Raw genomic sequence first — 22,586 nt, 5'->3', positions numbered from 1 at the left:
ACTCTTGCCGATGCATCCACCAGTTATGGTTTCAGAAATGGTATGGAATTGAGTTTGACTGCGCTTAATCTTTTCAATCAGCGCACTTACGGCTATACCGTTTATTCGGGGTTGACCCGTACGAGCAAGGAGTATCAGTTGCGAGGTAGAACAATATTAATGTCTATATTCTTTCATTTTTAGTAATGGCACATATAAAGATAGAACATCAGCATGACAGCATGCAATGCGGTATCACCTGCCTGCAGATGATATGTAGATATTTCGGCAGGGAGTACTCTTTGGACTCTCTGTCGAAGATTTGCTTTGCCACAACGGAAGGTGTCTCCATACTGGGCATCAATGAGGCTGCAAGAATATTGGGATTTCACTGGATAAGCACTCGCTCTAATTGATATCCAATCAAAGTCCAATTTGGAGCGAGTTTGTTTTGTTAACACATAGATAAATCTCTCTTGTAAAATCGCCAGTGAAGCCTTTCTACAGCTTCGCTGGCGATTTCTCAGTATATAATCTTACTCAATCATATTCTTGAGTATCTAAAGGGCACAGAACGAAGCGTATATAAAGCCTTATGCCCCAAAATCGGGTGAAGTCTTTGAAATATAGTTAGTTACGATAATCTTGCATGAAGAGCGACACAAAACGAAACGTTTACATGAGTTTAATTTTGGTTTAATTCTGTGGCCTTCTGGCTTGCGTTTGAGGGCGGTGGACTTGAATGAGGTTTACAAATGGCTTACATGAGGATGATGGGGCTTGTGCATGGGTGGCAATCGCTACCCTTTATTTTCGCCCTTTTATGATTATTTAAAATGCAAAATTATTCCATATAATGATTATTTGGTATATTTGCACCGAAATTTAAATGAATTGATATGGCAAAGGTTATACACGTCCATCTTATTGTGGGCAAACATAATGGTTTGAAAGACTTCTACTTTTCAAGCATATCGGCGGTTTATACCGTGCTGACCTCAGAAGAGGTCGGATGTACTAAGAGTTACTTGCTTCATGCTGGGCTGTCTGGGAATGGGTCTATAATCACGAAACGAGCTATTATAAAGCAATCTACGCTTATTTCGGGTGGTCGGCAAGGGGTCTATGAAAGGAAGTGGTTAAAACGCCGTTAGAACGGCTTATTTATGGTATTCAAACCGAATATGAATGAGGGGGCTTTACGGCTCCCTTTTTTCGTGTTGAAAAGTGGCGATTTTGGGGTAAGGGTTACACTAAGGGTTACAGTTAAGGGTTACACTTTCGAGAATTAAGGGTTACAAAAGTGGGGTCGTTGGCATACAAAAAGCTGAATGAAGAAACTAACCACTTTTTTCGGTTAATTGTGAAGAAACTACCCCTTTGTGAGCAACGATTTTTGAAGTTTACACCTTATTATATATAATATATAGGGCTTTTGAGGCGATGAAGAGGGGGTGACACCCCACTTGGAGTACCAAAGAGGGTGTCACTATGAGGTTAAAAGAACTTGCTGATGCTACCAATGACCTCAAAGATGTTCAATATCCTTGATTTGGGGTATTCTTGTTCATCGAAATCTTGCAAGTTGATTGGGATGAAACGGAGCTTGTCAGGATCATCAGACTTGCGCAATATCTTGATGGTTCGTATCGTGTCAAGCACAACAGCGTATATTTCGCCATACTGGACATCATCCAGCGTACATTGGCGAAGGGCAATGATGTCGCCATGGTTGATTTTTGGCTCCATTGAATGACCTGTAACATTGCACCATAAATCAGCTTTCTCGAACCCTCTGATGACAATGTTTGTGTCTGGTACGCTTTTCTGAGAGTTGAAGACCTCTGTAAAGCCTCCCATAAAATCAACATCGTAATATGGCTTGCCTATGTTTGGGTTATCAGAAAGCTGTGGCGCATTATTTACTTCCTTGGTAGATGGTAAAGTTGTGTCTAAATCGCTTGGCTCATCATCAACCCATATCTTAGGCATCTTATATGTTTCACGGAACATATTATTTCCTCTGCTCATCAGAATCCAATCAGGTGAAATTCTGTAAAGGTCGCATAAAGTTGCTATCATATCGACCCCTACGTTCATTCTACCATTCAGAATTTCTGAAAACTTAGAAGGCTTTACGTTCAGAGATTCTGCTAAATCAACCTTGCTATTTACCATTTTTTTGTCCAAAATCGCATTGATAGCCATGATAAAGCGTACATTTATCTCATTTTTTGTTAAAATCTGCTTATATACTTCCATATTTTCTGAATTTAATTTTGTTATTATACAGAAATTCTGTATCTTTGCACCGTGTTACTAAAGGAACACCGCGCCAAAGATACAAAAAAGACGTGAGAAAGACGAATTTTGCATCTTAAAAAGATAAAACAAGATTTGTATAACGATTAAAAATGGAAGCAATGAAAAAGTACATTGACGTAACAAGAGAAGTTCGCCAGGACATCATGGCAGCGTTCAACGTTACAGGGAAAATGGTTTATTATGCCCTGAACTTTGACGCAAAGCGTGGCGAAAGTGACAAGGCAAAGCGCATCCGTGTATATGCCAAGCAGAAAGGTGGCATTGTGATGATAGTTGCCCCAGAGGTTGAGACCATCCATGATGCAGATGGCTATATGCGCCAATACTTCCCCAATGGTGCAATGATTGAGTGCAACAAAGCCAATGGCAATGTGGATGTGTTCTACAAGGGCAAGATGATGAAGCAATACCAGGATGTGAAAATCAAGCAACTGGAAGAAATCCAAAGCATCTTTGCTGCATGGACACAGAGGGATGCCGACATCTTGACTACCCCAGAGCTTTACAAAAAGTACGCAAGACCTGTTTGTGCCGAATAATCAAGGAGGTGAGAAATGGAGTATTACGGTAACACACTTTGCATTTCAGCACGTGAGCTTGTTGACGGTGGCATAATGACTGCCTCGAACTACAAACAGCTATCTGCCAGGAAGCGCATCAATGTGGTGCGTAGCGGTAAGGGGCAAGGACGTTATGCTCTGGTTGCCGTTGATAGCATTCCTACCATCTACCGCAAAATGGTGGATGAACTTTATCCTGGTGGTGACACTGTGAGACTGGAGGGTTGGATAACGTCCAACTATGAGACCGACCAAGCAGCCGTTGCTTTCTTCAACGACCGTGCCAAGACAGGGCTTGACCTCACACAAGAGAAAGTGAAGGAATATGTGGTGAACGCCTCAGTTCTGAACACTTGCATCAAGCTCTACAACCGTGCAAGCGCATCAAAGAAGCTGATGGGAGAAAAATACGACTGGGAAAAGATGGCAACCACCATCAAAACACTCAAAGATAAATTTGGCCATACGCTACCAGCTTCAACCATGCGATTCAGAAAGAAGGTAGCCGAATACAAGAAGTTTGGCTATGCCTGTCTGATAAGTGGCAAGTTCGGAAACCAAAGCGCACGCAAGGTTGACCACAAGACGGAACGCTTGATTTTGGGTTTGGCGGTACTTCCTAACAAGCCATTCAATACAAGTGTCTTGGAACTATACAATTCGTTTGTATGTGGTGAAATAGAGGTCTATGATCCAGAAACTGGAGAACTATTCAACCCCGATGATTTCACAGACAAGAGCGGTGAACCAAAGGTTTTGAGTGAATCGACAATCACCAACTACTTGAACCGACCGAAAAACAAGGTACTGATTGAACATGAGCTTATGAGTTACACCACCTTCATGCACGAACAGATGCCGCACATGCACCGCCATGCAGGTGAGTTCTCTCTGAGCCAAATCACAATGGATGACGTGGACTTGACACGAAAGTTGAAAGACACCAAGCAGAGGGTTCACGCTTACTATGCTTATGATGTGGTCAGCCAATGTGTGATTGGCGCATCTTACGCAAGGAAAAAGGATGAAATCCTGGTGCTTGACTGCTTTAGGGATATGTTCAGACTGATAGAACGCAATGGTTGGGGTATGCCAGCAGGTATTGAGGTTGAGAATCACTTGATGTCGCAATACAAGGACGGATTTCTGCAAGCAGGTGTCGCATTCCCATTCGTTCATTTCTGTGCGCCTCAGAACTCGCAAGAGAAATATGCAGAGAACTTGAACGGAGCGAAGAAACGCAGCATCATCCACAAGAACCATGAGGGCATTGGCCGTTTCTATGGAAAAGGCAAGTGGCGAACGGAAAGTAAGAAAATCAGTGATGAAACCAATGAGCTGTATGAGGATAAGGAATATTTCAGCTATGATCAACTGATAGCTGATGACCGCCAAGACAACTATGAGTGGAATCACAGCTTGCACCCGAATCAAAAGAAGTACCCTGGCATGAGCAGATGGGACGTTCTTGTTGCCAACATCAATCCAACCCTTCAACCGCTTGACAAACTTACGCTTGCAAGATACATTGGTGAGAGAGTGGAAACAAGCATCAGAAGAAACTCCACCGTAAGAGTGGCATACGAAGATTGGTGGTTGAGCAAGACCGAAAAGCTGGAACGCCTGGAGCCAAACAACAATAAGGTGACGGCATACTACATTCCAGATGCAGACGGCAAGCCACAAGAGGTGTTCATCTTTCAAGGTGACAGATTCATTGACCAAGTGGAACGAGTGGAAACCTACAACCGTGTGATGGCAGAACAGACTGATGAAGACTTGGAGAAATACCAAGCGCAACAGAAGAAAGTTGCCTCATTCACGAAATACGTCAAGGACAATGCCATTGGCAAGGTTGGAGTAATGAAGTCGGATGTGCCAAAGGAAGAGGCAGAGGAAACCTTTGTACTTCCACCGCCAAAGATAGAAGACCCCGATGAAGTATATATGCCAGAAATGAGCATAGAGGAAAGGGCTTTGGCCGACCTTTAAACACCGTTCAAACATCATTATAATAACGATTAAAGATTAAGAATATGACAATAGCAGACGCAACAAAGAAAAAGATCCTGGCAGCGATAGCAGCCAACAGGTCAAACTATCCAAGTGACGCAAAGCACGCAACCGCCCTTGGACTTTCAACATCCATTTATAGTATGTTGAAGAATGGTCAGACAGAAAAGGCATTGAGTGATGCCAACTGGTTGAGCATTGCAAGAAAGCTGAATGTGGCCTTGCGCAACGAAATAGAGTGGAACGCAGCCCCAACAGAGACCTTCAAGTATATCACCAAGCAAATAGAGTTCTGTCAAGGCTCAGGGCAAAGCAGCATCCTTTGCGACATACCCAACATTGGAAAGACCTTCACGGCACGCTATTATGTGCAAGGTCACAAGAATGCAGTTTATATCGACTGTTCACAAGTAAAGACCAAGTTGAAGTTGGTTCGCAAGATAGCATCAGAGTTTGGCGTGGACAGCAAGGGACATTATGCCGATGTGTATGAGGATTTGGTTTATTACCTTCGTTCCATCGAACACCCTCTTATCATCCTTGATGAAGCTGGAGACTTGCAGTATGAGGCTTTCTTGGAACTCAAAGCCCTCTGGAATGCAACCGAACGTTGTTGCGCCTGGTACATGATGGGAGCGGATGGACTGAAAGAGAAGATAAATCGCTCCATCGAGTGCAAGAAGGTTGGTTACACCGAAATGTTGAGCCGTTACGGTGGTAGATATTCCAAGGTTACACCAGATGATGGCAAGGAACGTGATAAGTTCTTGCGCCATCAGGCAGAAGTGGTGGCAAGGGCTAACGCTCCAAAGGATGCCGACATTGCAACCATCGTGAGAAAAACAAACGGCGGTTTGCGCCGTGTCTATACTGAGATTGAGAAACTGAAACTTGCATGATTATGGGAAATAAGATGACGGTAACGTTCAATGATGGAAGCCGTAAGGTATTGAAATCACCAGACACATTGCAAAGCATTGATGAAAAACGTGAAGCTCGTTTTGTCATGGACAATTTAAAAGTATGCAGAGGATGGTGTGATGGTGAGGTTGATGAAGATGGTAACTTTAGTGTATTTAGAACCATTCATGGTGTATCACTTCCGCTTGAACATTTGATGGGTTGGTGTTATATAAAAGGTAGATAATTATGGCAAAGCGAGCATATAGCCCCAGGGATATAGCTGCAAAGACATATATCACCATTCCCTGGGGTGAGAAGTGGAGCAAGGTATTTGGATTCCCTTCCATAACAGAAACATGGTTTGTGTCGGGGTCGAGCGCAAGTGGAAAGAGCAGCTTTGTGATGCAGCTTGCCAAAGAACTTTGCTCGTATGGCGGTGTTCTTTATCTGAGTTACGAGGAAGGCGTGAGCAAGAGTTTTCAAGACCGTATCAACCGTTACAAGATGAATGAGGTGCAAGGCAAGTTTCGAGTGGCGACCGATGACACTCTTGACGAACTGAAAGAACGCCTCAAAAAGCGCAAAAGTGCCAAGTTCATCATCATTGACAGTTTCCAATACTCAGAATGGAGCTATGAGCAAGCCAAGACACTTGCTGATGAATTTCCTCGTAAGAGTTTCATATTCATCAGCCAAGAATACAAGGGGCAACCGCTTGGCAAGCCAGCTGCCCGATTGAAGTATATGGCAGGCATGAAGGTGAGAGTGCAAGGATATAAGGCATATTGCCAAGGTCGAGCCATTGGCGAGGCAGGTGAGGCTTTTACCGTATGGGAAGATGGAGTAATACAAACCAGTAATGCAGTATAAGCGTATGGACAACTACAAGGAAGGAGACACCATTTTCATCTTGATGACGGCAGAACAATGCAAGTCTGCCATGACGGAATGGCTTGAACACAATTATGAGTGCGACTTGAATGTGATGCGCTCACAGAAGAACAGAGGGCAGTTTGTTCTGAAAACAAAGAGCCTGATGTGGGCAAACAGAATCATCCAGTGGCATGGATATTTGAAAGTAACTTATCAAACTATATAGCGTATGGAAGAAGTAATTGAGAGTTTGGTGGCAATTATCAAGAATAAAACAAAGGATTTTTCCTATATGGATCAAGATCTTATGTTTCGGGAATTGGCAAGCAGATTGTACGACATGTCAGCCGATGCCCTTAAAAGTGAATATCTGGGTGAAGGAAAGGAGGTGTTGAACGATGAGTAAGGAGCGAAAGGTGATAGAGTTGAATCCACCATCATACAAAGGCACCCATGAGCGCATCATTAGCCAAGGACATGAATGTGAGTATTGTCATGGCAATGGGTGGTTCTGGGGACGTGATGCCAACTGGGAAGGCGTGAAGGTCACTTGCCCTGTCTGCCTGGGCGACAAGCAAATGAAAGCCATCGTTGAAATAACATGGCTACCAAACGGAAGTAAAATTATAAAATAGCAACAGATATGAGTAAGTTTATTCAATTTGTAAAAGACTGGTTCCATGCCAAGCATGAGAGCTACCAAAAGAAAGCACAAGAAAAACGTGCGACCCTTCTAAGACTGGAAGCAATGTCAAGACTTCAAGCAAGAGAGTTTCATGGCAAGATGTTCTTGTGCTTCGACAACGTGCCTATCCTCGAAACAGAGGATCTAACAGAGAGTTTGGCTGCAAGCGTGTTGCAGGCTCGTTTGTATTATATCAAGTACAAGGACATCAAGAACCAACAGCAATGAAGCAGGAAGTGACAAACTTTAGCCGTTTCTACGCTTCCTTCAACGAGCTTCCATGTTATTGTGGCGACCGTGAGGACTTCAAGAAGGAAGTGGTAAGCCAATACACATTTGGACGCACAGAGAGCTTGAAGGAAATGACCAGACAGGAATACAAAGATTGCTGTGACGGTCTGGAGAAACTTAGTGGACGGAAAGACCGATTGAAGCGTAACCGTTCCATCTGCCTAAAGCTGATACAAGAGATTGGCGTGGACACAACGGACTGGCAGCGCATCAACGACTTCTGCAAGCATCCACGTATATGTGGAAAGGAGTTTTCAAAGATTCGCCTTGACGAAATGGAAGACTTCCAGAAGAAACTCAGAGCCATCAAGCGCAAAGGTGGTTTGAAAGAGAAAGAAGACATAGATAATCCAGGCAGGATGGTGATGTACGTCCCATTGGATGGAAAGCCGAATGCCTAAGAGTATAACCCATCAAAACAACAAGACAATGGAAACAAAAGTACAGGTCGAAATGACCGCAGAACAGGCGGAAGCCTTCAAACAGTTCCAGGAGAAGCAAGCCAAGGAAGAAGCTGCAAAAAAGCGCAAGGAAGACCGTGAGGCTTACGCTCAGTTGGTTGACAGCGAGGTGGAAGCTGCTATTCCAGAGCTTCGCAGTCTGTCGGAACAAATGCTTGCGGTGAAACGCAAGGTGTATGAGAACTTTGGCGAGGTGATAAACATCAAGTCGAATGTGCTGAAAATGACTAAAGACACCCAGCGCACACACACCTTCACCCATTCAAACGGAAAGATGCGCCTCACGCTTGGTTACAACTGCATTGATGACTACCGTGACACAGTGAATGACGGCATTGCCATCGTCAAGCAGTACATCGAGAGCCTTGCAACCGACACCAAAAGCAAGGAACTTGTGGCAACCATCCTACAGCTATTGAGCCGTGACGGAACAGGCAACTTGAAGGCAAGCCGTGTGTTGCAGCTTCGCAAACTGGCAGACAAGAGCGACAACGACCAATTCAAGGAAGGTGTGCAAATCATCGAAGAGGCTTATCAGCCATCGCTCACCAAACAGTTCATCAGAGCTGAGTGGAAGGACGAACACAACAAGTGGCACATCATCCCATTGAGTGTGACAGATGTAGAACAAACAGAAACTAAACAAGAAGCCAATGAAGACAACGACAACCAAGGCACCCAAGGTGGCACTGTGTAGAATGTGCCACGGCACTGGGAGGAAGGGCGAAGACATTTGCCCACAATGTGAAGGAAGTGGACGTGTGACAGTGAGCTGTGAAATGACACTTGACATCCGTCCATATCATCCAAAGGTTAAACATTCAACAAACATTTAGCCCTATGGGAAAGCGACGCGGACTAAGTTATCAGAAACGTGTTGCTGACATCAACAGGATATATGACCAGCACGTAAAAGACGGTGTTCCAAACCGTGAGATATGGCGCAGGTTCATATATCCTGAGTATGCTATCAGTGAGCGTCAATTTTACAATATATTGAAAGCGTCTGCTGAATCAAAGAATGTGATTCCAGCAGACGCTCAACCGTATCTTGATTTTTGGAATGATGAGCAAGGAAAAGACTATTATTAAGAGGATTCTGAATGACATCCGCGTTGACCTAAGTGACGAGTTTGACCAGAACTTTGAGCGAGAGGCATTTTTCGGCGAGGCATGGGAACGGCACAGAAGCCCCCTTCGACCAGGTGGGCATATTCTTGTTGATACAGGCACGCTGAGGAGAAGCGTCAGAAGCGAGATGAAGGAAACGAGCATCCGCTTCTTCACTGATTTGCCATACGCCGACATTCACAATGAAGGTGGTGAGATAGTGGTGACAAAACGAATGAAAGGCTATTTCTGGCACAAGTACATGGATGCAGCAGGTGCATTGACCTTTGCAAGGCGCAAGGACGGCACGCAGCGCAAGGACAAGAAGACACGGCATATCAGTGACGTGGCAGAGTTCTGGAAATTCATGGCATTGAAGAAGGAAGGCACGACAATCAAGATACCTAAGAGGCAGTTTCTTGGTTTGTCACCAGAGGTGGAAAAGGCAGTTACGGACATCATCGAGGATAATTTGCAAGAATACCTCGGAAAGGAAATGGAACATTTTGAAAAACGATTGAAGAAATGAGAAAAGAGATTTACAAGATGCTTTGTGAGCGTCTGGGCAATATACCAGAAATCAAGTATATTGACCTTTGGAACCACAATGTGGAGTTCATTGAACAAGAAGACAACTGGGAACGTCCAGCGGTGTTTGTGGAGCTTTGTCCAATCAACTGGGAGGCTACGGTGGCAGGTATGCGCTATGTGACAGAAGCGAAAGTGAACTTGCACGTGGTGACGGACTGGTTGGGTAGCAGTGCAGCCAACAGCGACCAAAGAGAAGAGAGTCTGACCGTGTTTGACCTCTTGGAAAAGATTCACACAGCCCTGGCAGATGTGGACGGTGAACATTTCAGAGAGTTCAACATCAGCAATTCGACAACCAACCACAACCATGAGGATATTTTGGAAAACATTGAGACTTATAGTTATGTGGGGTACAGAGAACTTGACCAGTCCAAGTAAATATGATTAAAGCATCCGATGGCTTGACAGCTTCGGATGCTTTTTTAATGTCATTCGGATGCCGTTTGAACCTTATTGATACAAGCTCAAATCAAAAGCATCCTTCTTCTTCCATCCCTCAGCCAAGGTGTTTTGCACATATTCGGTGGCTTTCAGATAAAAGTCGGCAAGTTCTTCAAGTGTGTCAAACGTATGGTATGATGGTTCATCCTCAGTTCCAAACTTGAACGTTACTGGCAGCGTCTTTCCTTCCGTTTGCACGGCAAGGTCATAAGCTGCCTTATAGTTGAACTGGTTTTCAGTGGAGAGCCACACAGCCTGACCCTTATATGTGAAGCCTGAAATGATGGCTTGGTCAGTCTGTTCGTTGTACCAGTCCAAGACGATTCGCTTGATGTCATCCACAGAAGGCTTGCCATTGGTAAACTCTGCCTCCATGTAGTTGGCCGAACCGTCCTCTTTAACTATGACATCCCAACGGATGCGCCATTTGTTCTTGACGGGGTTCACGCATTCAAGCAGTTTCACCACCGCACTTCCTTCTGTTCGTTTCATTAGCTAAATACGTATTTGGTTCTACCTTTGCCAAATGTCTCTGTTCTGATAGTTGTCTCAAAAGGCAAGCCATCTGGCAGTTCACTGATCTGTTGGAGAATATTCTTCATTTCCTCCGAATTGGTGAAAAAACTTCTTTGCCTCACCGTTCTGTTCGATGGAGACAATGCAGCGGTCTTCGCCTTGCTCAGTCTTGATGCCAAGCTCGAAGTCCTTCACGATGATTGGTAAGTTCACTAATTCCCTGATGCTTACCACTGACCCAGGGAAACGCTTCTTGCCATCCGCTGGCTTATAAGAAACGTTCAAATCTTTAAATGATCTCATTGTTTTGCCTGTTAATTTATTAAACAATCTATTACAGTCGGCGTGCTTTGTCATGCCATAGAAACTGACAATCAGCTCACGCCTTCTTTTCCTCGATTTAACCTCGTGCATTTTTCGGGCAAACTTCTGCTTGATACGCTTGCGTATCGCCACATGGTCGGGATATATGACATATCCCAAGAAGTCAATGCCCTCATCCACTGGGAACACCCTTTCATTTGGCTTTATCTCCAAATCAATCTGGTTCACCTGAGAGTGGATAATTTCACGAATCACCCATAATTCCGCTTTCGTTTTACCAAGCACAAGGCCGTCATCACAATATCTGTAGAAATGAGCGACCCCACACTTATCTTTCAAATAGTGGTCTAAAAATACAGACAACAACAAGTTGCCGGTGGCTTGTGAGCTTCTTAGTCCAAAGCTGATGCCACTGTCCAGCATAGTAACAAAGGATTCCAACATAACAAGCAGCTTCTGGTCTTTGAACACACGGCGGTAGCACCACATGGCGAAGTCTTGACGAACATTCTCATAGAAATGTCTGATGTCAAACTTGTAGGCATATAGCGTGCCTTCTGGGTCGTGCTGCATATCTTGACGAATTACCTTCATAAGGTCGTGCGTGCCACGTTCCTTGATGGATGCTGCTGTTGTGCGTATGTAACGCCTTTGCAGATGTCTGTCCACCACGGACATTATAGCATGGACACCTATGCGGTCTTTCATCGAAAGAATCTGCAAGTTCCTTTCTTTGCCGTATTCGTGGATTGTGCGCTCACGGTAACCACTCACACGGAAAGAGCCATTGGCAATTTGCTCTGTTAGCTCCTTAATCACCTCTTCACGATGCGCAAGCAAGTAGCGTCCCTGACGTGAGCGTTTCCGCTTCTTGCCACGGAGAACTTCATCAAACGACTCTGACATATTGGAGTAGTCAATGATTTCTTCTATGATGTAACCTTCTCTACGCATTGTTAATAATTTAATGGCCTTTCGGCCTTCCTGTCTCTGGGTCTGACTTCTTCGAGCCATTGCTGGCCTACCAAACTCCACCCAACACTTGCTGTTTCAGCTTTCCTATAATAGTAATTTGCTGAGGTTCGTTTCCCCCGGCACCATCTTAGGGAGCACGTCCCTTGTATGGTAGGCCGATTGATAATGTAATCAGTTTGTCCAGACGCGAGCCGACATTCGCATTCGCATTCGAGGCATCGTTATTCGCATTCGCATTCACGACACCGCCATTCGCATTCGCGTTGTTGTACCCACGATAAACCACACGGCTTATTGGGAAAGTCCACCTTTTGGGCTGCAAAGTTACGTATAAAACTCTGTAGCTATACATTTTATAACGAATAATCTTAAAAAATGTTGTCATTTAGTTGCTATATTAAGATTTATTACTATCTTTGCAGCGTGGAGAGCGAAGTACTGATAACCACTGAAAGCAGCGTGCGACGTTGCAGAACCTGAGGCCAACGGATTATTCCATTGGTCTCTTGTATTTTCTGAGCTTGCCATTGACATACCAAAAGATATAGTCATGGTGGTAATCTTTACTATCCCAAATAGCTTTGTTTCTATCTTGGATTTGTCTTTCTGTAATTGGCTTTCTAAAGCAATGATCAGTCAGACAAACGCAAGCGTGTTGTGCATCAGAAGCATGGTTCGCATTACGACAGCAGTTCATTACTTTCTCTGGTGATTTCACATCTATATATCCAAATTCTCCCACTTTTAAATCAGGGTTTGCTTTACTGTCTTCTGGAAGCATATCATAAACCTTTCTTCTTCCATTTGTTGCGGTGAATTGAATTTCAGGATTTAGTAAACAATCACCAAATTCATCAGCAAAAGCCTTGGCAACATCTAAAACTCGCTTATAGTCTTCTGCTGTAGAGCAAGCCAACTCATGTTGCAACACTTTTCCTTTAATGCCTATGTATTTGGTGAAATATTGTTCATCCAAAGGCTTTGCAAGTATCGCATCACGGTCTTCAACAGACAGATTTGTTTTTCCTGAATCAGTGTACGAATTAGCGCATTTATGTACCAAGCGGCAAGCAGCACAAAGTTCATTATCTGCAACAGGCTTTCTGTCAAGATCCAACTTACCTTTTGCAATATCACAGTCACGACATCGCTTGATGGTGTAAGGGTTGTAGTCAGGGACTGTCTTTTGCTCCTTGCCAGAATTGAAACGGAATATGCCCTTTTTATCAGTCTGCAAAGCATCCTCACCCAGTGACATGGCTTCATCATGTGGTGTTGGCTCGTATTTTCGTTTCAGAACTTGCACCACGGTACAGCGACAATTCCAACCATTTGGTGGGTAGTATGATTCCCAGAAGGAATCAGTTGGTGGAAGCGTTACACGATCGAGCGAAGCGTGTTCTGGGCGAACCTTATCATCATGCTGTGTTCGATACTGGAGATAATAATGATCACCATCCTCCATGAATTTTTCCCACTTAGCAGCCATTTCCGCTGATGCCTGAACAAAATTGTATTCAGCACGCAGATAGTTGGAATTGTATGTTTCATCTATCTTTCGGACATCGTTCAAAAAGCGTTCAAACGTCTTTTTATTGCCATTCTCATCAAGTAAGGACGGAAAAGTCTCATTCAACTCATGGAAAGTCTTCAAGCCACTAAATATATAGTTGGAGCGAGTAAGACGCTGACGCATGAGGTCGGACATTTCCAAGCGTTGCAAGTTGCGGTCAAGGACACCAGCATGAGCCTCTATCAAGTTCTGGACATTGCCATCTGCCATGATGTCAATAGAGAAAGAACTTCCCTTCTGATTGAAAATAGCCTTCATCGCATCCTTGAATCCCTTGCTAACCTCTTCGCTTGGAAGGCATACGCTATCACCAGAGCCTAAACTAAGCAAACGTTTGGCAAGAGGTGTGTCCACCTTATTCATGTGCGAGTATGAAAGCAATTCCTTTGGAAGCACTTTGCCCCTCATAATGGCAGCATTCAGTTCCGCCTCAAATTCAGCATAATCAGTGAGGGCATACGTGGAAAGATTCTTTTTTATAAGGGTTTCATCCACATTCTCCATTTTCCATGAGTGTTCGAGCTTTCTGTAATAGGTGGAATCATTGCAATAGTCTATGTAATGCCCCAATTCGTGCAAGATGGGATTGTCCTGAGCGAGCTGACCATAACGGACGGCATTTGCATGAGCCTCCTTCCAACCTCTGTAACCTCGTTTGTTCACACGGATAACGGAAGGCAGCTCATCGGTCAATCCAGCATGGAAAGACGCACGGATGCCATGATACTTGGTGATTCGACCCAAGTCTGCCTCACGCAGCTCTGGCAATTCCTTGATTCCATGCCTGAGTGCAATCCGTGCAGCCTCTTCCGCTTGCTCCCTTACGTACTTGTTGCTGATACCGCTTGCCCATTTCTTGGCAATAGCATCAAATTCCTCTTCCTTTTTGCTCAGACACAATGAGGTAACGGAAAGCTCTTCACCTAAGATTTCGGCGTACCGCTGGTGCAGCCCCACGTAATCGGTGGGGCTTAATCGAAAAAAGGATGTGCATTCTTTTGCGTCTTCTTGCCCTTATCATCCTTGTCCTCACCATCACCGTCTGGGTCAGGTGCAGGAAATTGATGTTGACGGCGTTCACCTACAGGCATATTGTACTTATCGGCAAAATACTTTGGATCGACCTCATAACGGTCGGCAATCATCTTTTCATAGCTGAATTGCTGTTCTGGAGTGTAGTCAACAGCATCATCCCAGGCAAAGCGCAAGCCCTGAATAGGGAAACCAAGCTTCACCATACGAGGAATCAGCTGATTGTTCACGAGGTCTGCCAACATATCCGCATCGCTTTCCACCAAGTTCTCAAACACTTCAAGGTGGGTTTGCGACTGTGAGAGGCTACTGCCATCCTCAATGGTCATTGTTTGCCCGATGATGAGCTTTGAAAGTTCTGAGTTGGCACGGTCAACACGTTTGTCATACACATTGAAAGCGTCACCCTTGGAACTCTCAACCACCTCAATGTCGGTACCCTCTGGAAACAAAGCCCAAAACTCAGTACCCATGTTTGCCATCATGTCCTCCATTTTTGAAAGTTCCTTATCGTCACGGACAGTGGTGTGGCCGATGCGCATAGGCATACCGAAAATCTCACCGAACGTGTCCCAAAAGGCAAGCGTATTTTTCTTTGGAATGGTATGCGCTGCTGCCTTCAAGTACAAGCCCAGGTCATCGGGCTGACCAGCTTCAATGAGCCAATCAGTGAAAGGTGGCTGATGGTAGTCGATGCCAGTAGTCCAGTCCATGCCAAGGTCGGTGATAACACGGCCATACTCAGGAATGACATACTTACGGTTAATCAACTTCACACCACTGAAGCATGGGCAACCATCGCCATCAGTGGTAATGTCGCCAAGTTCAATGAGCGAATGTCCCCAATAGATAGAATCCAGGGCAAGGCGCAAGAGCTGCTTAAACCATGCCTGGTTGAAGTAGTGCAGCGCATCATCCTTCACATTGCCATTCTTGTCAACAATCTTGAAGGAGCGAGCCATGACAAAGCCCTTGCGCTGTTCGACACATCCCGAAAGGTGAGCATCAACATCAGCGTCACGGTAAATGTCATAGAGGCGTTGACGGTTGGGACTTTCCACACTGATTGCCATCTGCCAGGCATTACGCCAGTCCTTCATGTCTGAACGTGTAAGTGCCTCGGTGGTACGTTGAAGCTGTGCCACAATCTTTTGGACATTCCTACGTCCAGAAGACTTGGCAAGGTTGTAGTCACCATATTTCGTGTGCAAGACGTTCGGCTTGCCTGTAATGTTCTGTATTAAATTCTGAATAACTCCCATATCGTTTACCAGTTATGTCTTAGTTTAGGCTGACAGCCATAGACAATGGAACAGCCAACCATTTCACCATCCTCATCAAGCATCAAGGGAAGGTCAGGTACAATCTTTCCGGACTGAACACCCTCCAACCACTTGACGGCACGCTCATAGCGTTCCTTTCTGATGTCGGAACCCATTTTCTGAGGCATTGCCGAAACCATGTGGTAAAGGGCAATGTCGCAAGTGAACATCACAATCTGACGATTGCGCTTATCACCTTCCGCTGCAAATACAGCGTCACAATCATACTTAGGGCGCAAATAGCCCGAAATTTCCTCCTGTGCCTCACGCTCGGCGTTGGCACGATTCTCGGCAGAAGCCTGTGAAACCACCTTCATGGCGGTATCGCCGATAACCACTTTATAATCATCCTCTGTTATAAACATGATGCACCTCCTTACTTTGTAACAAACAAGGCACGCCGTTCGATGTCTTCAACCTTGGTGCCTTTTTTGAAACGGTGACGCTTCACAAGCGTCTTGATGGTCTGCTTTGGAACGACCTTAAAACCACCGTTCATATAAAGGACATAATATTTCAAACCACTACCCTGGGAGAGCAAAATGGCTTCCTTGACAGCACGCTTGTAACGCCAAGCGAAAATCAAATCTCTGAATAGTCTAATCATAATCTTACCAACTGTTTTTAGAGGTCGGACGCTTGCCAAACCTCGGTTTATACTTAACTTGCCTTGTGTTGCGCTGGAGCATCCAGATGGCACCCTCATCAGCATCGGGCGCATCATCATGCACGCGGCTGCCACGTTCAAGTGAAAGCGTCTGTTCAATGCCAACTTCCATGTCAGGATAATCCTTCAACGCCTCATTGTAGAAGACAAAACCACGCTCCCACAATGGGGATATGGCCTCTATACGCTGCAACTTATCGGGCTTCTTGCGTTTGTCGCCTGTTATCGGCAACTGGTAGCCGCGCCGATTACCCTCTTCCGTGAACTCATCAAGGATGGTGTCCTGTAGAAAGTTTGCCTCCATGAAGAAGGAAACCGTCACATCCTCTGGCAATGATTCATAAAGATTGTATAGCCATCTGACCATACCGCCAACGGTATCTTGACGCACATAGCAATCAATCAAATGGAACTCTGTGCCAATCTTGCCCCAAAAGCGTGAAGCCTTGTAGTCGTTGGCTGTAGTCGATTTGAAAGAAGGGTCAGTGTAACAGATAAGCTGGTCGTACTTATTGAGAGGAAGAACCTTCTTATAATGGATCCAATCATGGCGAAAGATGGTACCGTCCTTAATTGGGTTGTGCATCATTTCCTTGTTCCATGCTCGGAAGCCCACAAAATCGGCATAAGCCTTCGCCTCATCCTTTGTCCACTTTTCACGCCATACTGGTTCGCCATCAGAATCAACCGCCACAATCTTAGAAAGGAACACCCCCTTGGTATGTGCCAGGTTGAAAAGAACGGAAGTTTTTGAAATGAGGTTTCCAACCATAATGAAGCGACCACGACCTACATCAAGCGAACCGAAAAGGGCTTCTTTCACCCAGTCGGTGAGGTCATGCACACGCTTCTCGTTACGGCAAAGCTCATCATCATCGAGGTCATCAATGACAATGTAGTCTGGACGTGCCTCACGGTCACGCAAACCACGAGGAGATTGACCACGACCACAGGCAAGGAACTTCACGCCGTCCTTGGTCTTAAACTCACCTTCTTGCCAGTCGCCAGCGTTTTTTTGTGTGCCAAAGTCGGCAATGATGCGTTGGTTGTACTCCAATTCAGCCTGGATGTCGCCAAGCAAACGGATGGCACTATCCTCGGACTTGCCAACTACCACCATGAAGTTAATCAGACGCTTGGTCTGAAACATCAGCCACAAAGGAGTAAAAATGTCCATGTGGGTGGACTTGGCATGACCACGAGGCCACATAAAGACCGCTTTGAGGTTCGGCGTGTTCTTCGCCTTCTGTGCAGCTTGATTGTGAAAAGGCGCATTGTGTATGGTTCGGATTACTTCGCCTGTAGTCTTATCTCTCAGCTGTAGGAAATGCGGAAAGTAATATTCGCAGAATGCAGCGTAATTGGATTGCAGCCTACGAATACGTTTTTCCTTTTCAAGGGGCGTTTCCTTACGCATAAGAGAGGTGTCGGTGAAAGCCTGAACTTGCTTGCACCGTTCCTTCCATTGCTCGTATGCGAGTTTCTTTTCTGCTGCTGTTGCCATACTCCTTAATTATTTAACACCCATCTGTTCCATGATAAACAAGTCTTGAAGATGATTGATTGCCTTCATCAACTCAGTTGTTATCGTAGGGTCAGACTTGGCACGGAACTCCAACCACTTGCTGAACTTCATGGACACTTCAATGATGTCAACCACGTTGGCCTTCTTGTCAAGTTTCTCTATGACAGAGGAAAGCTTTGCGAGTTTGTCACCCAGTCCAGCCATCGCCATTGGGTCGCCAGAATTATTCACTTGCGTTATAAGCGCGTCAATGGTCAACAACAGCTTATTGACCAGTTCGGGACGTGTGACACTCTTGGCCGCACGTGCCTCCTTCCATCCATCAGCCACACACCACTTGGAAATGGTGACACGCGAGACTCCTATTTTTTCGGCAATCTCAGCCTGTTCCATACCCGACATGAAGAGTGTTCTGGCTAACGAACGTTTCTTTTCTATTTCTGCTTTTGTCATGTGCAATACATTGTTAAAAAATCAAATGTGCTGCAAAATTGCAACAATTCGGTGGCACCGCCAAAAAAGTGTGCAATCGTTTCATAGATGTGTGCAACCATTTCACACTTTTTTGGCGGTTAACAAATTTAGCAGTAATATTGCAGCGCAAAACGCAAAAAGCGAGAAAATGAAACGAGTAAGAATTTCAAACAACAGCCTTAACAGTTACAGCAGCCGTGTACTGACAAAAGGCATGGACGTGCAGCAGTATTGCCGTAATCCAGTACTGTTATATATGCACGAGCGTGGCAATGTGATTGGCTATGTGAAAGACCTCAAAGTGGAAAATGATGAGGTAAGTGGTGTACTTATGTTTGATGAAGCTACGGAACTCTCAAAACGCTGCAAGAAGCAATGGGAGTTCGGAAGCCTGAAAATGGTGAGCGCGGGCATTGACATCGTGGAAGAAAGTGACGATCCTGACGTGATGCTTCCAGGACAAAAGTACAAGACAATTACCAAAAGCAAACTCTTTGAAGTGTCGGTCGTGGACATAGGAGCCAATGACGATGCCATCGTAATGAGAAAGAACGGTGAACAAATAACTTTAGGCAAGGACGGAAAGAACCCGTTGACCTTGCTCAGTAACAAACAACAAAACAACAAACAAATGGAACAGAAACTTTTGTGTGCACAGCTCGGACTGCCAGAGACAGCAGACGAGGCGACAATCCTTCAAAAGATTAACTCATTGAAGGCAGCAGAAGCAGAAAAAGAGACACTTGCCAAGGAGAAGGCTCAGTTGACACTCTCGGCAATCACCACCGCCGTAGAGACCGCAATCACAGAGAAACGCATCGGCGAGGACAAGAAAGAGCATTTCATCAACCTCGGCAAGAAGATTGGCGTGGAAGACTTGAAGCAGACCTTCGCAGCCATGTCGCCAATGGTAAAGCTCAGTGCCGTAATTGGTCATCAGGGTGGAACACCGACACAGCAGCCAACCGCCTATTCAAAGTTTAGTGAGGTGCCAGGCGCAGAGCTGGAAAAGATGCGCTCTGACAATCCTGATGAATACAAACGCCTCTTCAAGGCTGAATATGGCTTTGAGTGTGAAATCTAAAATGTATAACCATAAAACAAGAAAAATGAAGAAGAACAGATTGCTTGCACTGACAATGGCAGTGCTTTTCAACTGCATCACTGGCAGTGTATTCGGTGCAGTCCTTGGCTTTTCGCCTGTAGAGGGAGCCTTGGGTATGAATTGTATCGTCTCAATGGTAGGCGGTAAAGTAGCCCAGGGCGCATTGCGTGCTGGTGTATATAAAGAGGTGTGGACTGGTGAGCTGGTGAAGTACCTTCGCCGTGGCTTGGAAGCCACTTGGCTTGATGGTATTCCTGACGCTTCAAGTATCGTGGAAAATGATGTTATTCACTTGGTGGATGCCGGCGTTGACCCAGATGTGTTGATTAACAACACTACATATCCTATCAGCCTCCAAGCTTTGGAAGACAAGGATATTTCCATCCAGCTTGACAAGTTCCAGACTAAGGTAACACCTATCACTGATGATGAACTTTATGCCATCAGTTACGACAAAATTGCGCGAGTGAAGGAATCACATGGTAATGCCATTAACGATGCAAAGTTTACCAAAGCAGCCCATGCTCTTTGCGCCAAGCAGAACTCAGAGAAAACACCTGTATTGAAGACTACTGGAGAGAGGGATGCTGTTACTGGGCGTAAGAAGCTCACCAGAAATGACGTGCTTTGTATGAAGCGTAGTATGGATGCTCTGAAAGTGCCTTCGGCAGGTCGCCGTCTTGTGCTTTGCTCAGATCACATCAACGACCTTTTGGAGATTGAGCAGACATTCCGCGAGCAGTACAATATCAACCGCAATGACGGAACCGTTGGACGCTTGTATGGCTTTGACATCTACGAGTTTGCTAATAACCCATTATACACCACAGCTGGTGTAAAGAAAGATCTGAACAAAGCTGCTACAACAGGTGAGTTCCAATGCTCGTTTGCCTTCTATGTTCCTCGTGTGTTCAAGGCTACAGGTTCAACCAAGATGTATTGGAGCGCAGCGGAGAACGATCCTGAGTACCAGCGTAACAAAATCAACTTCCGCCATCGTTTCATTTGTATGCCTAAGAAGGCAGATGCAGGTGTCGTAATGATGAGCGACTATAGTGCATCGTAACCATGGCAAAGATGAAATATCTGGTGCTTCATTGCACCGCCACACCAGAAGGCCGTGAAGTGACCAGTGACGAAATTCGCCACTGGCACACCGACCCAGTAAAGAAGGGTGGTCGTGGCTGGAAGCAAGTTGGCTATACCGACATGATTCACCTTGACGGTAAAGTGGAGCGACTTGTGGAGAACAACGAGGATGCAGAGGTTGACCCTTGGGAAATAACAAACGGTGCAGCAGGCTTCAACTCTGTGAGCCGTCACGTTGTGTATGTTGGTGGGCTTGCCACTGACGGCAAGACAGCTAAGGATACACGCACGGCGGCACAGCAGAAGGCAATGATCGAATACGTGCGCAACTTCCATGAGCGTTTCCCCACCATCCGCATTGTTGGACACAACGAACTTAACAGTCACAAGGCTTGCCCATCGTTTGAGGTCCAGAAGTGGCTGCGGTCGATAGGCATCAAGCAAGTTTAACCCCATAATAGAAGAACAACGATGGCAGACATTTTACTGCAATTCATCCAGTGGGCAATACCATCGGGCGGCATAGGTGCTGCCATCGTTTGGTTTGCCAACAGAAAGGCCAACAACGCCAAAAATGCCAAGATAGTGCATGACACCTACAAAGGCATGTACGAGGACATATCAAAGGTGCTGTTGGAAACACAACAGAAATATGAAGACAACACTAAGGTTGTGGAAGTGCTTACGGCAGAGAACCACAAGACACGCCTCGCCATCAATCGGCTCAGCCGTGCAATCGAGGCTATCAAGCTTTGTCCTCATCGCAATTCTTGCCCTGTCAGCAGTGAGTTGTCGCTCGACGAAGACGATGACAGCCCAGGCAGAGGCAAAGGTGGAAAAGGACAGCGCAGAAAACAAGCAGACCACGACAAAGATAATATGGACGGAAAAGGTGCCACAAGACCAAGTGCATCTAATCATTCCGCTTGACAGCATAGGACGTTTGCCATCGGGCGCATCCTTCAACAAGAAAGAAGGGCGTGCCAACGTGAAGGCAAGTTTGGGAAAGCAGGGCGACAAGGACGTGATAATCATTGATGCCTCTTGTGACAGCTTACAGATGTTGTGCCTCTACTACGAGGAGCAAAACAAGAAGCTTACCAAGCAAAACACCGAACTATCGAACACCATTAAAACAGAGAAAGAACAACGTTCAAATCCTGTTAAAGTGGCAATCATCAGTTTCATTGCCGGACTTATATCTGGCAGATTTATAACAAACAAAACAAAAAAGAAGAATGGATAAGAATTTCAAGTATGGTATTGCATCCGTGAAATTTGGAGACAAGACCATTGGTTACATTGAGAAAGGTTCCTGGGATTGGGGCGGTACAAAACCAGAGAGTACCGATGTGGAAGCAGAGCAAGTACCAGATGCACCAGTGCTGACCATCCTTACCAAGAATGCCTCTATCTCACCAACATTCAACATCATTCAGCTGGATTATGAGAACATTCATACGGTACTTGGCGGCACGCTCGTAGGCTCATCTGGCAATTATACAGGCTGGAAAGCTCCAACAAGCCTTGTGCAGCTTTCGGGAAAATGGACTATTACTTTTGTATCTGGCCAGACATGCACCATCCCGAATGCCACTATCTTGGCGAATCTCGGCGGTAAGCTCACACTTACAGAGGTGTCTAAGTTGGAATGCCAGTTGAAGGTGAACAAGCCTTCAGATGGCAGTGCTCCTTACGATATTCAGGATGCCGCAACATCCACCAGCCAGGAAAAAAGCGGGAAAGTATAGC

General features: G+C 45.4%; 29 protein-coding genes and 3 pseudogenes. 23 read left to right on the top strand and 9 right to left on the bottom strand.

Annotated elements, in window-relative coordinates:
• The 3 genes and pseudogenes from DW657_RS18335 to DW657_RS18330 form a co-directional block, all read left to right on the top strand.
• Nucleotides 1-183, top strand: a 183-nt coding sequence (locus DW657_RS18335) for a TonB-dependent receptor (protein ID WP_233546632.1), incomplete at its 5' end; no start/stop codon positions are given.
• Nucleotides 184-185: 2 nt separating this feature from the next.
• Nucleotides 186-386 (top strand): annotated as a pseudogene (locus tag DW657_RS06455) (cysteine peptidase family C39 domain-containing protein); the annotation flags it as partial.
• A 492-nt stretch (nucleotides 387-878) separates the two neighbouring features.
• A complete protein-coding gene (locus DW657_RS18330; RefSeq protein WP_118311861.1) occupies nucleotides 879-1,133 on the top strand; it encodes a hypothetical protein in 255 nt (84 codons plus the stop codon).
• A gap of 343 nt (nucleotides 1,134-1,476) precedes the next feature.
• On the opposite strand, the gene DW657_RS06445 is transcribed toward DW657_RS18330, so the two are convergent.
• Complete coding sequence (locus tag DW657_RS06445; protein ID WP_233546631.1) at nucleotides 1,477-2,241, bottom strand: LexA family transcriptional regulator; 765 nt, start codon at nucleotides 2,239-2,241, stop codon at nucleotides 1,477-1,479.
• 161 nt (nucleotides 2,242-2,402) lie between these two features.
• Between DW657_RS06445 and DW657_RS06440 the strand changes: the two genes are divergently transcribed.
• The 14 genes from DW657_RS06440 (at nucleotide 2,403) to DW657_RS06375 (ending at nucleotide 10,169) form a co-directional block, all read left to right on the top strand.
• On the top strand, nucleotides 2,403-2,843 hold the full coding sequence (locus DW657_RS06440) for a hypothetical protein (RefSeq protein WP_194253305.1): 441 nt from the start codon (nucleotides 2,403-2,405) through the stop codon (nucleotides 2,841-2,843).
• Nucleotides 2,844-2,858: 15 nt separating this feature from the next.
• A complete protein-coding gene (locus tag DW657_RS06435) occupies nucleotides 2,859-4,856 on the top strand; it encodes a hypothetical protein (RefSeq protein ID WP_118311860.1) in 1,998 nt (665 codons plus the stop codon).
• Nucleotides 4,857-4,900: 44 nt separating this feature from the next.
• Entirely contained in the window at nucleotides 4,901-5,776 is an 876-nt protein-coding gene (locus tag DW657_RS06430; protein ID WP_118311859.1) for an ATP-binding protein, read from the top strand.
• Nucleotides 5,777-5,778: 2 nt separating this feature from the next.
• The gene (locus tag DW657_RS06425) at nucleotides 5,779-6,024 is read left to right on the top strand and encodes a hypothetical protein (RefSeq protein WP_118311858.1); all 246 of its coding nucleotides are present in this window, start codon (nucleotides 5,779-5,781) and stop codon (nucleotides 6,022-6,024) included.
• A gap of 2 nt (nucleotides 6,025-6,026) precedes the next feature.
• A complete protein-coding gene (locus DW657_RS06420) occupies nucleotides 6,027-6,650 on the top strand; it encodes a bifunctional adenosylcobinamide kinase/adenosylcobinamide-phosphate guanylyltransferase (protein ID WP_118311857.1) in 624 nt (207 codons plus the stop codon).
• A 4-nt stretch (nucleotides 6,651-6,654) separates the two neighbouring features.
• A complete protein-coding gene (locus tag DW657_RS06415) occupies nucleotides 6,655-6,879 on the top strand; it encodes a hypothetical protein (protein WP_147381895.1) in 225 nt (74 codons plus the stop codon).
• Between the two features lie 3 nt (nucleotides 6,880-6,882).
• Entirely contained in the window at nucleotides 6,883-7,059 is a 177-nt protein-coding gene (locus DW657_RS17705) for a hypothetical protein (protein ID WP_158577324.1), read from the top strand.
• The gene (locus tag DW657_RS06410) at nucleotides 7,052-7,288 is read left to right on the top strand and encodes a hypothetical protein (protein WP_118311855.1); all 237 of its coding nucleotides are present in this window, start codon (nucleotides 7,052-7,054) and stop codon (nucleotides 7,286-7,288) included. Before DW657_RS17705 ends, DW657_RS06410 begins: the two co-directional genes overlap by 8 nt.
• 8 nt (nucleotides 7,289-7,296) lie before the next feature.
• Nucleotides 7,297-7,566: a hypothetical protein gene (locus DW657_RS06405; RefSeq protein ID WP_118311854.1), complete on the top strand. Its 270-nt coding sequence runs from the start codon at nucleotides 7,297-7,299 to the stop codon at nucleotides 7,564-7,566.
• The gene (locus DW657_RS06400) at nucleotides 7,563-8,030 is read left to right on the top strand and encodes a hypothetical protein (protein WP_118311853.1); all 468 of its coding nucleotides are present in this window, start codon (nucleotides 7,563-7,565) and stop codon (nucleotides 8,028-8,030) included. The genes DW657_RS06405 and DW657_RS06400 overlap by 4 nt, the downstream gene beginning before the upstream one ends.
• A gap of 28 nt (nucleotides 8,031-8,058) precedes the next feature.
• The gene (locus tag DW657_RS06395) at nucleotides 8,059-8,787 is read left to right on the top strand and encodes a DUF3164 family protein (RefSeq protein ID WP_118311864.1); all 729 of its coding nucleotides are present in this window, start codon (nucleotides 8,059-8,061) and stop codon (nucleotides 8,785-8,787) included.
• A gap of 143 nt (nucleotides 8,788-8,930) precedes the next feature.
• Nucleotides 8,931-9,182, top strand: a complete 252-nt coding sequence (locus tag DW657_RS06385; RefSeq protein WP_118311851.1) for a hypothetical protein — start codon at nucleotides 8,931-8,933, stop codon at nucleotides 9,180-9,182.
• Nucleotides 9,157-9,729, top strand: a complete 573-nt coding sequence (locus DW657_RS06380; RefSeq protein WP_233546630.1) for a phage virion morphogenesis protein — start codon at nucleotides 9,157-9,159, stop codon at nucleotides 9,727-9,729. Before DW657_RS06385 ends, DW657_RS06380 begins: the two co-directional genes overlap by 26 nt.
• Nucleotides 9,726-10,169 (top strand): hypothetical protein, encoded by a 444-nt coding sequence (locus tag DW657_RS06375; protein WP_118311849.1) that lies wholly within the window; start codon nucleotides 9,726-9,728, stop codon nucleotides 10,167-10,169. Before DW657_RS06380 ends, DW657_RS06375 begins: the two co-directional genes overlap by 4 nt.
• Before the next feature lie 72 nt (nucleotides 10,170-10,241).
• Here the strand turns inward: DW657_RS06375 and DW657_RS06370 are convergent, their stop codons facing one another.
• The 8 genes and pseudogenes from DW657_RS06370 to DW657_RS06330 all read right to left on the bottom strand — a co-directional run bounded on the left by DW657_RS06370 (nucleotide 10,242) and on the right by DW657_RS06330 (nucleotide 18,619).
• Nucleotides 10,242-10,724 carry a hypothetical protein gene (locus DW657_RS06370; protein WP_118311848.1) on the bottom strand — a complete coding sequence of 161 codons (483 nt, stop codon included), beginning with the start codon at nucleotides 10,722-10,724 and terminating at the stop codon, nucleotides 10,242-10,244.
• Nucleotides 10,724-12,026: pseudogene (locus DW657_RS06365) on the bottom strand (reverse transcriptase domain-containing protein). The gene DW657_RS06370 and the pseudogene DW657_RS06365 overlap by 1 nt, the downstream one beginning before the upstream one ends.
• Before the next feature lie 1,042 nt (nucleotides 12,027-13,068).
• Nucleotides 13,069-13,878, bottom strand: a pseudogene (locus DW657_RS18325) (phage minor head protein); the annotation flags it as partial.
• Nucleotides 13,879-14,591: 713 nt separating this feature from the next.
• Entirely contained in the window at nucleotides 14,592-15,914 is a 1,323-nt protein-coding gene (locus DW657_RS06350) for a DUF935 family protein (protein WP_118311847.1), read from the bottom strand.
• A 5-nt stretch (nucleotides 15,915-15,919) separates the two neighbouring features.
• Entirely contained in the window at nucleotides 15,920-16,339 is a 420-nt protein-coding gene (locus tag DW657_RS06345) for a phage protein Gp36 family protein (RefSeq protein WP_118311846.1), read from the bottom strand.
• An 11-nt stretch (nucleotides 16,340-16,350) separates the two neighbouring features.
• Nucleotides 16,351-16,581, bottom strand: coding sequence for a hypothetical protein (locus DW657_RS06340; RefSeq protein ID WP_118311845.1), 231 nt, complete (start codon nucleotides 16,579-16,581; stop codon nucleotides 16,351-16,353).
• Nucleotides 16,582-16,585: 4 nt separating this feature from the next.
• On the bottom strand, nucleotides 16,586-18,145 hold the full coding sequence (locus DW657_RS06335) for a hypothetical protein (RefSeq protein WP_118311844.1): 1,560 nt from the start codon (nucleotides 18,143-18,145) through the stop codon (nucleotides 16,586-16,588).
• Nucleotides 18,146-18,154: 9 nt separating this feature from the next.
• On the bottom strand, nucleotides 18,155-18,619 hold the full coding sequence (locus DW657_RS06330; protein ID WP_118311843.1) for a terminase: 465 nt from the start codon (nucleotides 18,617-18,619) through the stop codon (nucleotides 18,155-18,157).
• A gap of 169 nt (nucleotides 18,620-18,788) precedes the next feature.
• On the opposite strand from DW657_RS06330, the gene DW657_RS06325 reads away from it, so the two are divergent.
• The 6 genes from DW657_RS06325 to DW657_RS06300 are packed head-to-tail and all read left to right on the top strand — an operon-like array spanning nucleotide 18,789 to nucleotide 22,585.
• Nucleotides 18,789-19,724: an HK97 family phage prohead protease gene (locus DW657_RS06325; protein ID WP_118311842.1), complete on the top strand. Its 936-nt coding sequence runs from the start codon at nucleotides 18,789-18,791 to the stop codon at nucleotides 19,722-19,724.
• A gap of 25 nt (nucleotides 19,725-19,749) precedes the next feature.
• Nucleotides 19,750-20,811 (top strand): hypothetical protein, encoded by a 1,062-nt coding sequence (locus DW657_RS06320; RefSeq protein WP_118311841.1) that lies wholly within the window; start codon nucleotides 19,750-19,752, stop codon nucleotides 20,809-20,811.
• A gap of 2 nt (nucleotides 20,812-20,813) precedes the next feature.
• Nucleotides 20,814-21,284 carry an N-acetylmuramoyl-L-alanine amidase gene (locus tag DW657_RS06315; RefSeq protein WP_118311840.1) on the top strand — a complete coding sequence of 157 codons (471 nt, stop codon included), beginning with the start codon at nucleotides 20,814-20,816 and terminating at the stop codon, nucleotides 21,282-21,284.
• A gap of 21 nt (nucleotides 21,285-21,305) precedes the next feature.
• Nucleotides 21,306-21,764, top strand: coding sequence for a hypothetical protein (locus DW657_RS06310; protein WP_118311839.1), 459 nt, complete (start codon nucleotides 21,306-21,308; stop codon nucleotides 21,762-21,764).
• A complete protein-coding gene (locus DW657_RS17700; RefSeq protein ID WP_158577323.1) occupies nucleotides 21,742-22,080 on the top strand; it encodes a hypothetical protein in 339 nt (112 codons plus the stop codon). The genes DW657_RS06310 and DW657_RS17700 overlap by 23 nt, the downstream gene beginning before the upstream one ends.
• Entirely contained in the window at nucleotides 22,073-22,585 is a 513-nt protein-coding gene (locus DW657_RS06300) for a hypothetical protein (RefSeq protein WP_118311837.1), read from the top strand. Before DW657_RS17700 ends, DW657_RS06300 begins: the two co-directional genes overlap by 8 nt.
• The last annotated feature ends 1 nt before the right edge of the window (nucleotide 22,586 follow it).

This window comes from Prevotella sp. AM23-5, assembly GCF_003473645.1.
Lineage (GTDB): Bacteria > Bacteroidota > Bacteroidia > Bacteroidales > Bacteroidaceae > Prevotella > Prevotella copri_A.
The sequence above is the reverse complement of the archived record's forward strand: the minus strand, read 5'-3'. Positions and strand labels throughout refer to the sequence as shown.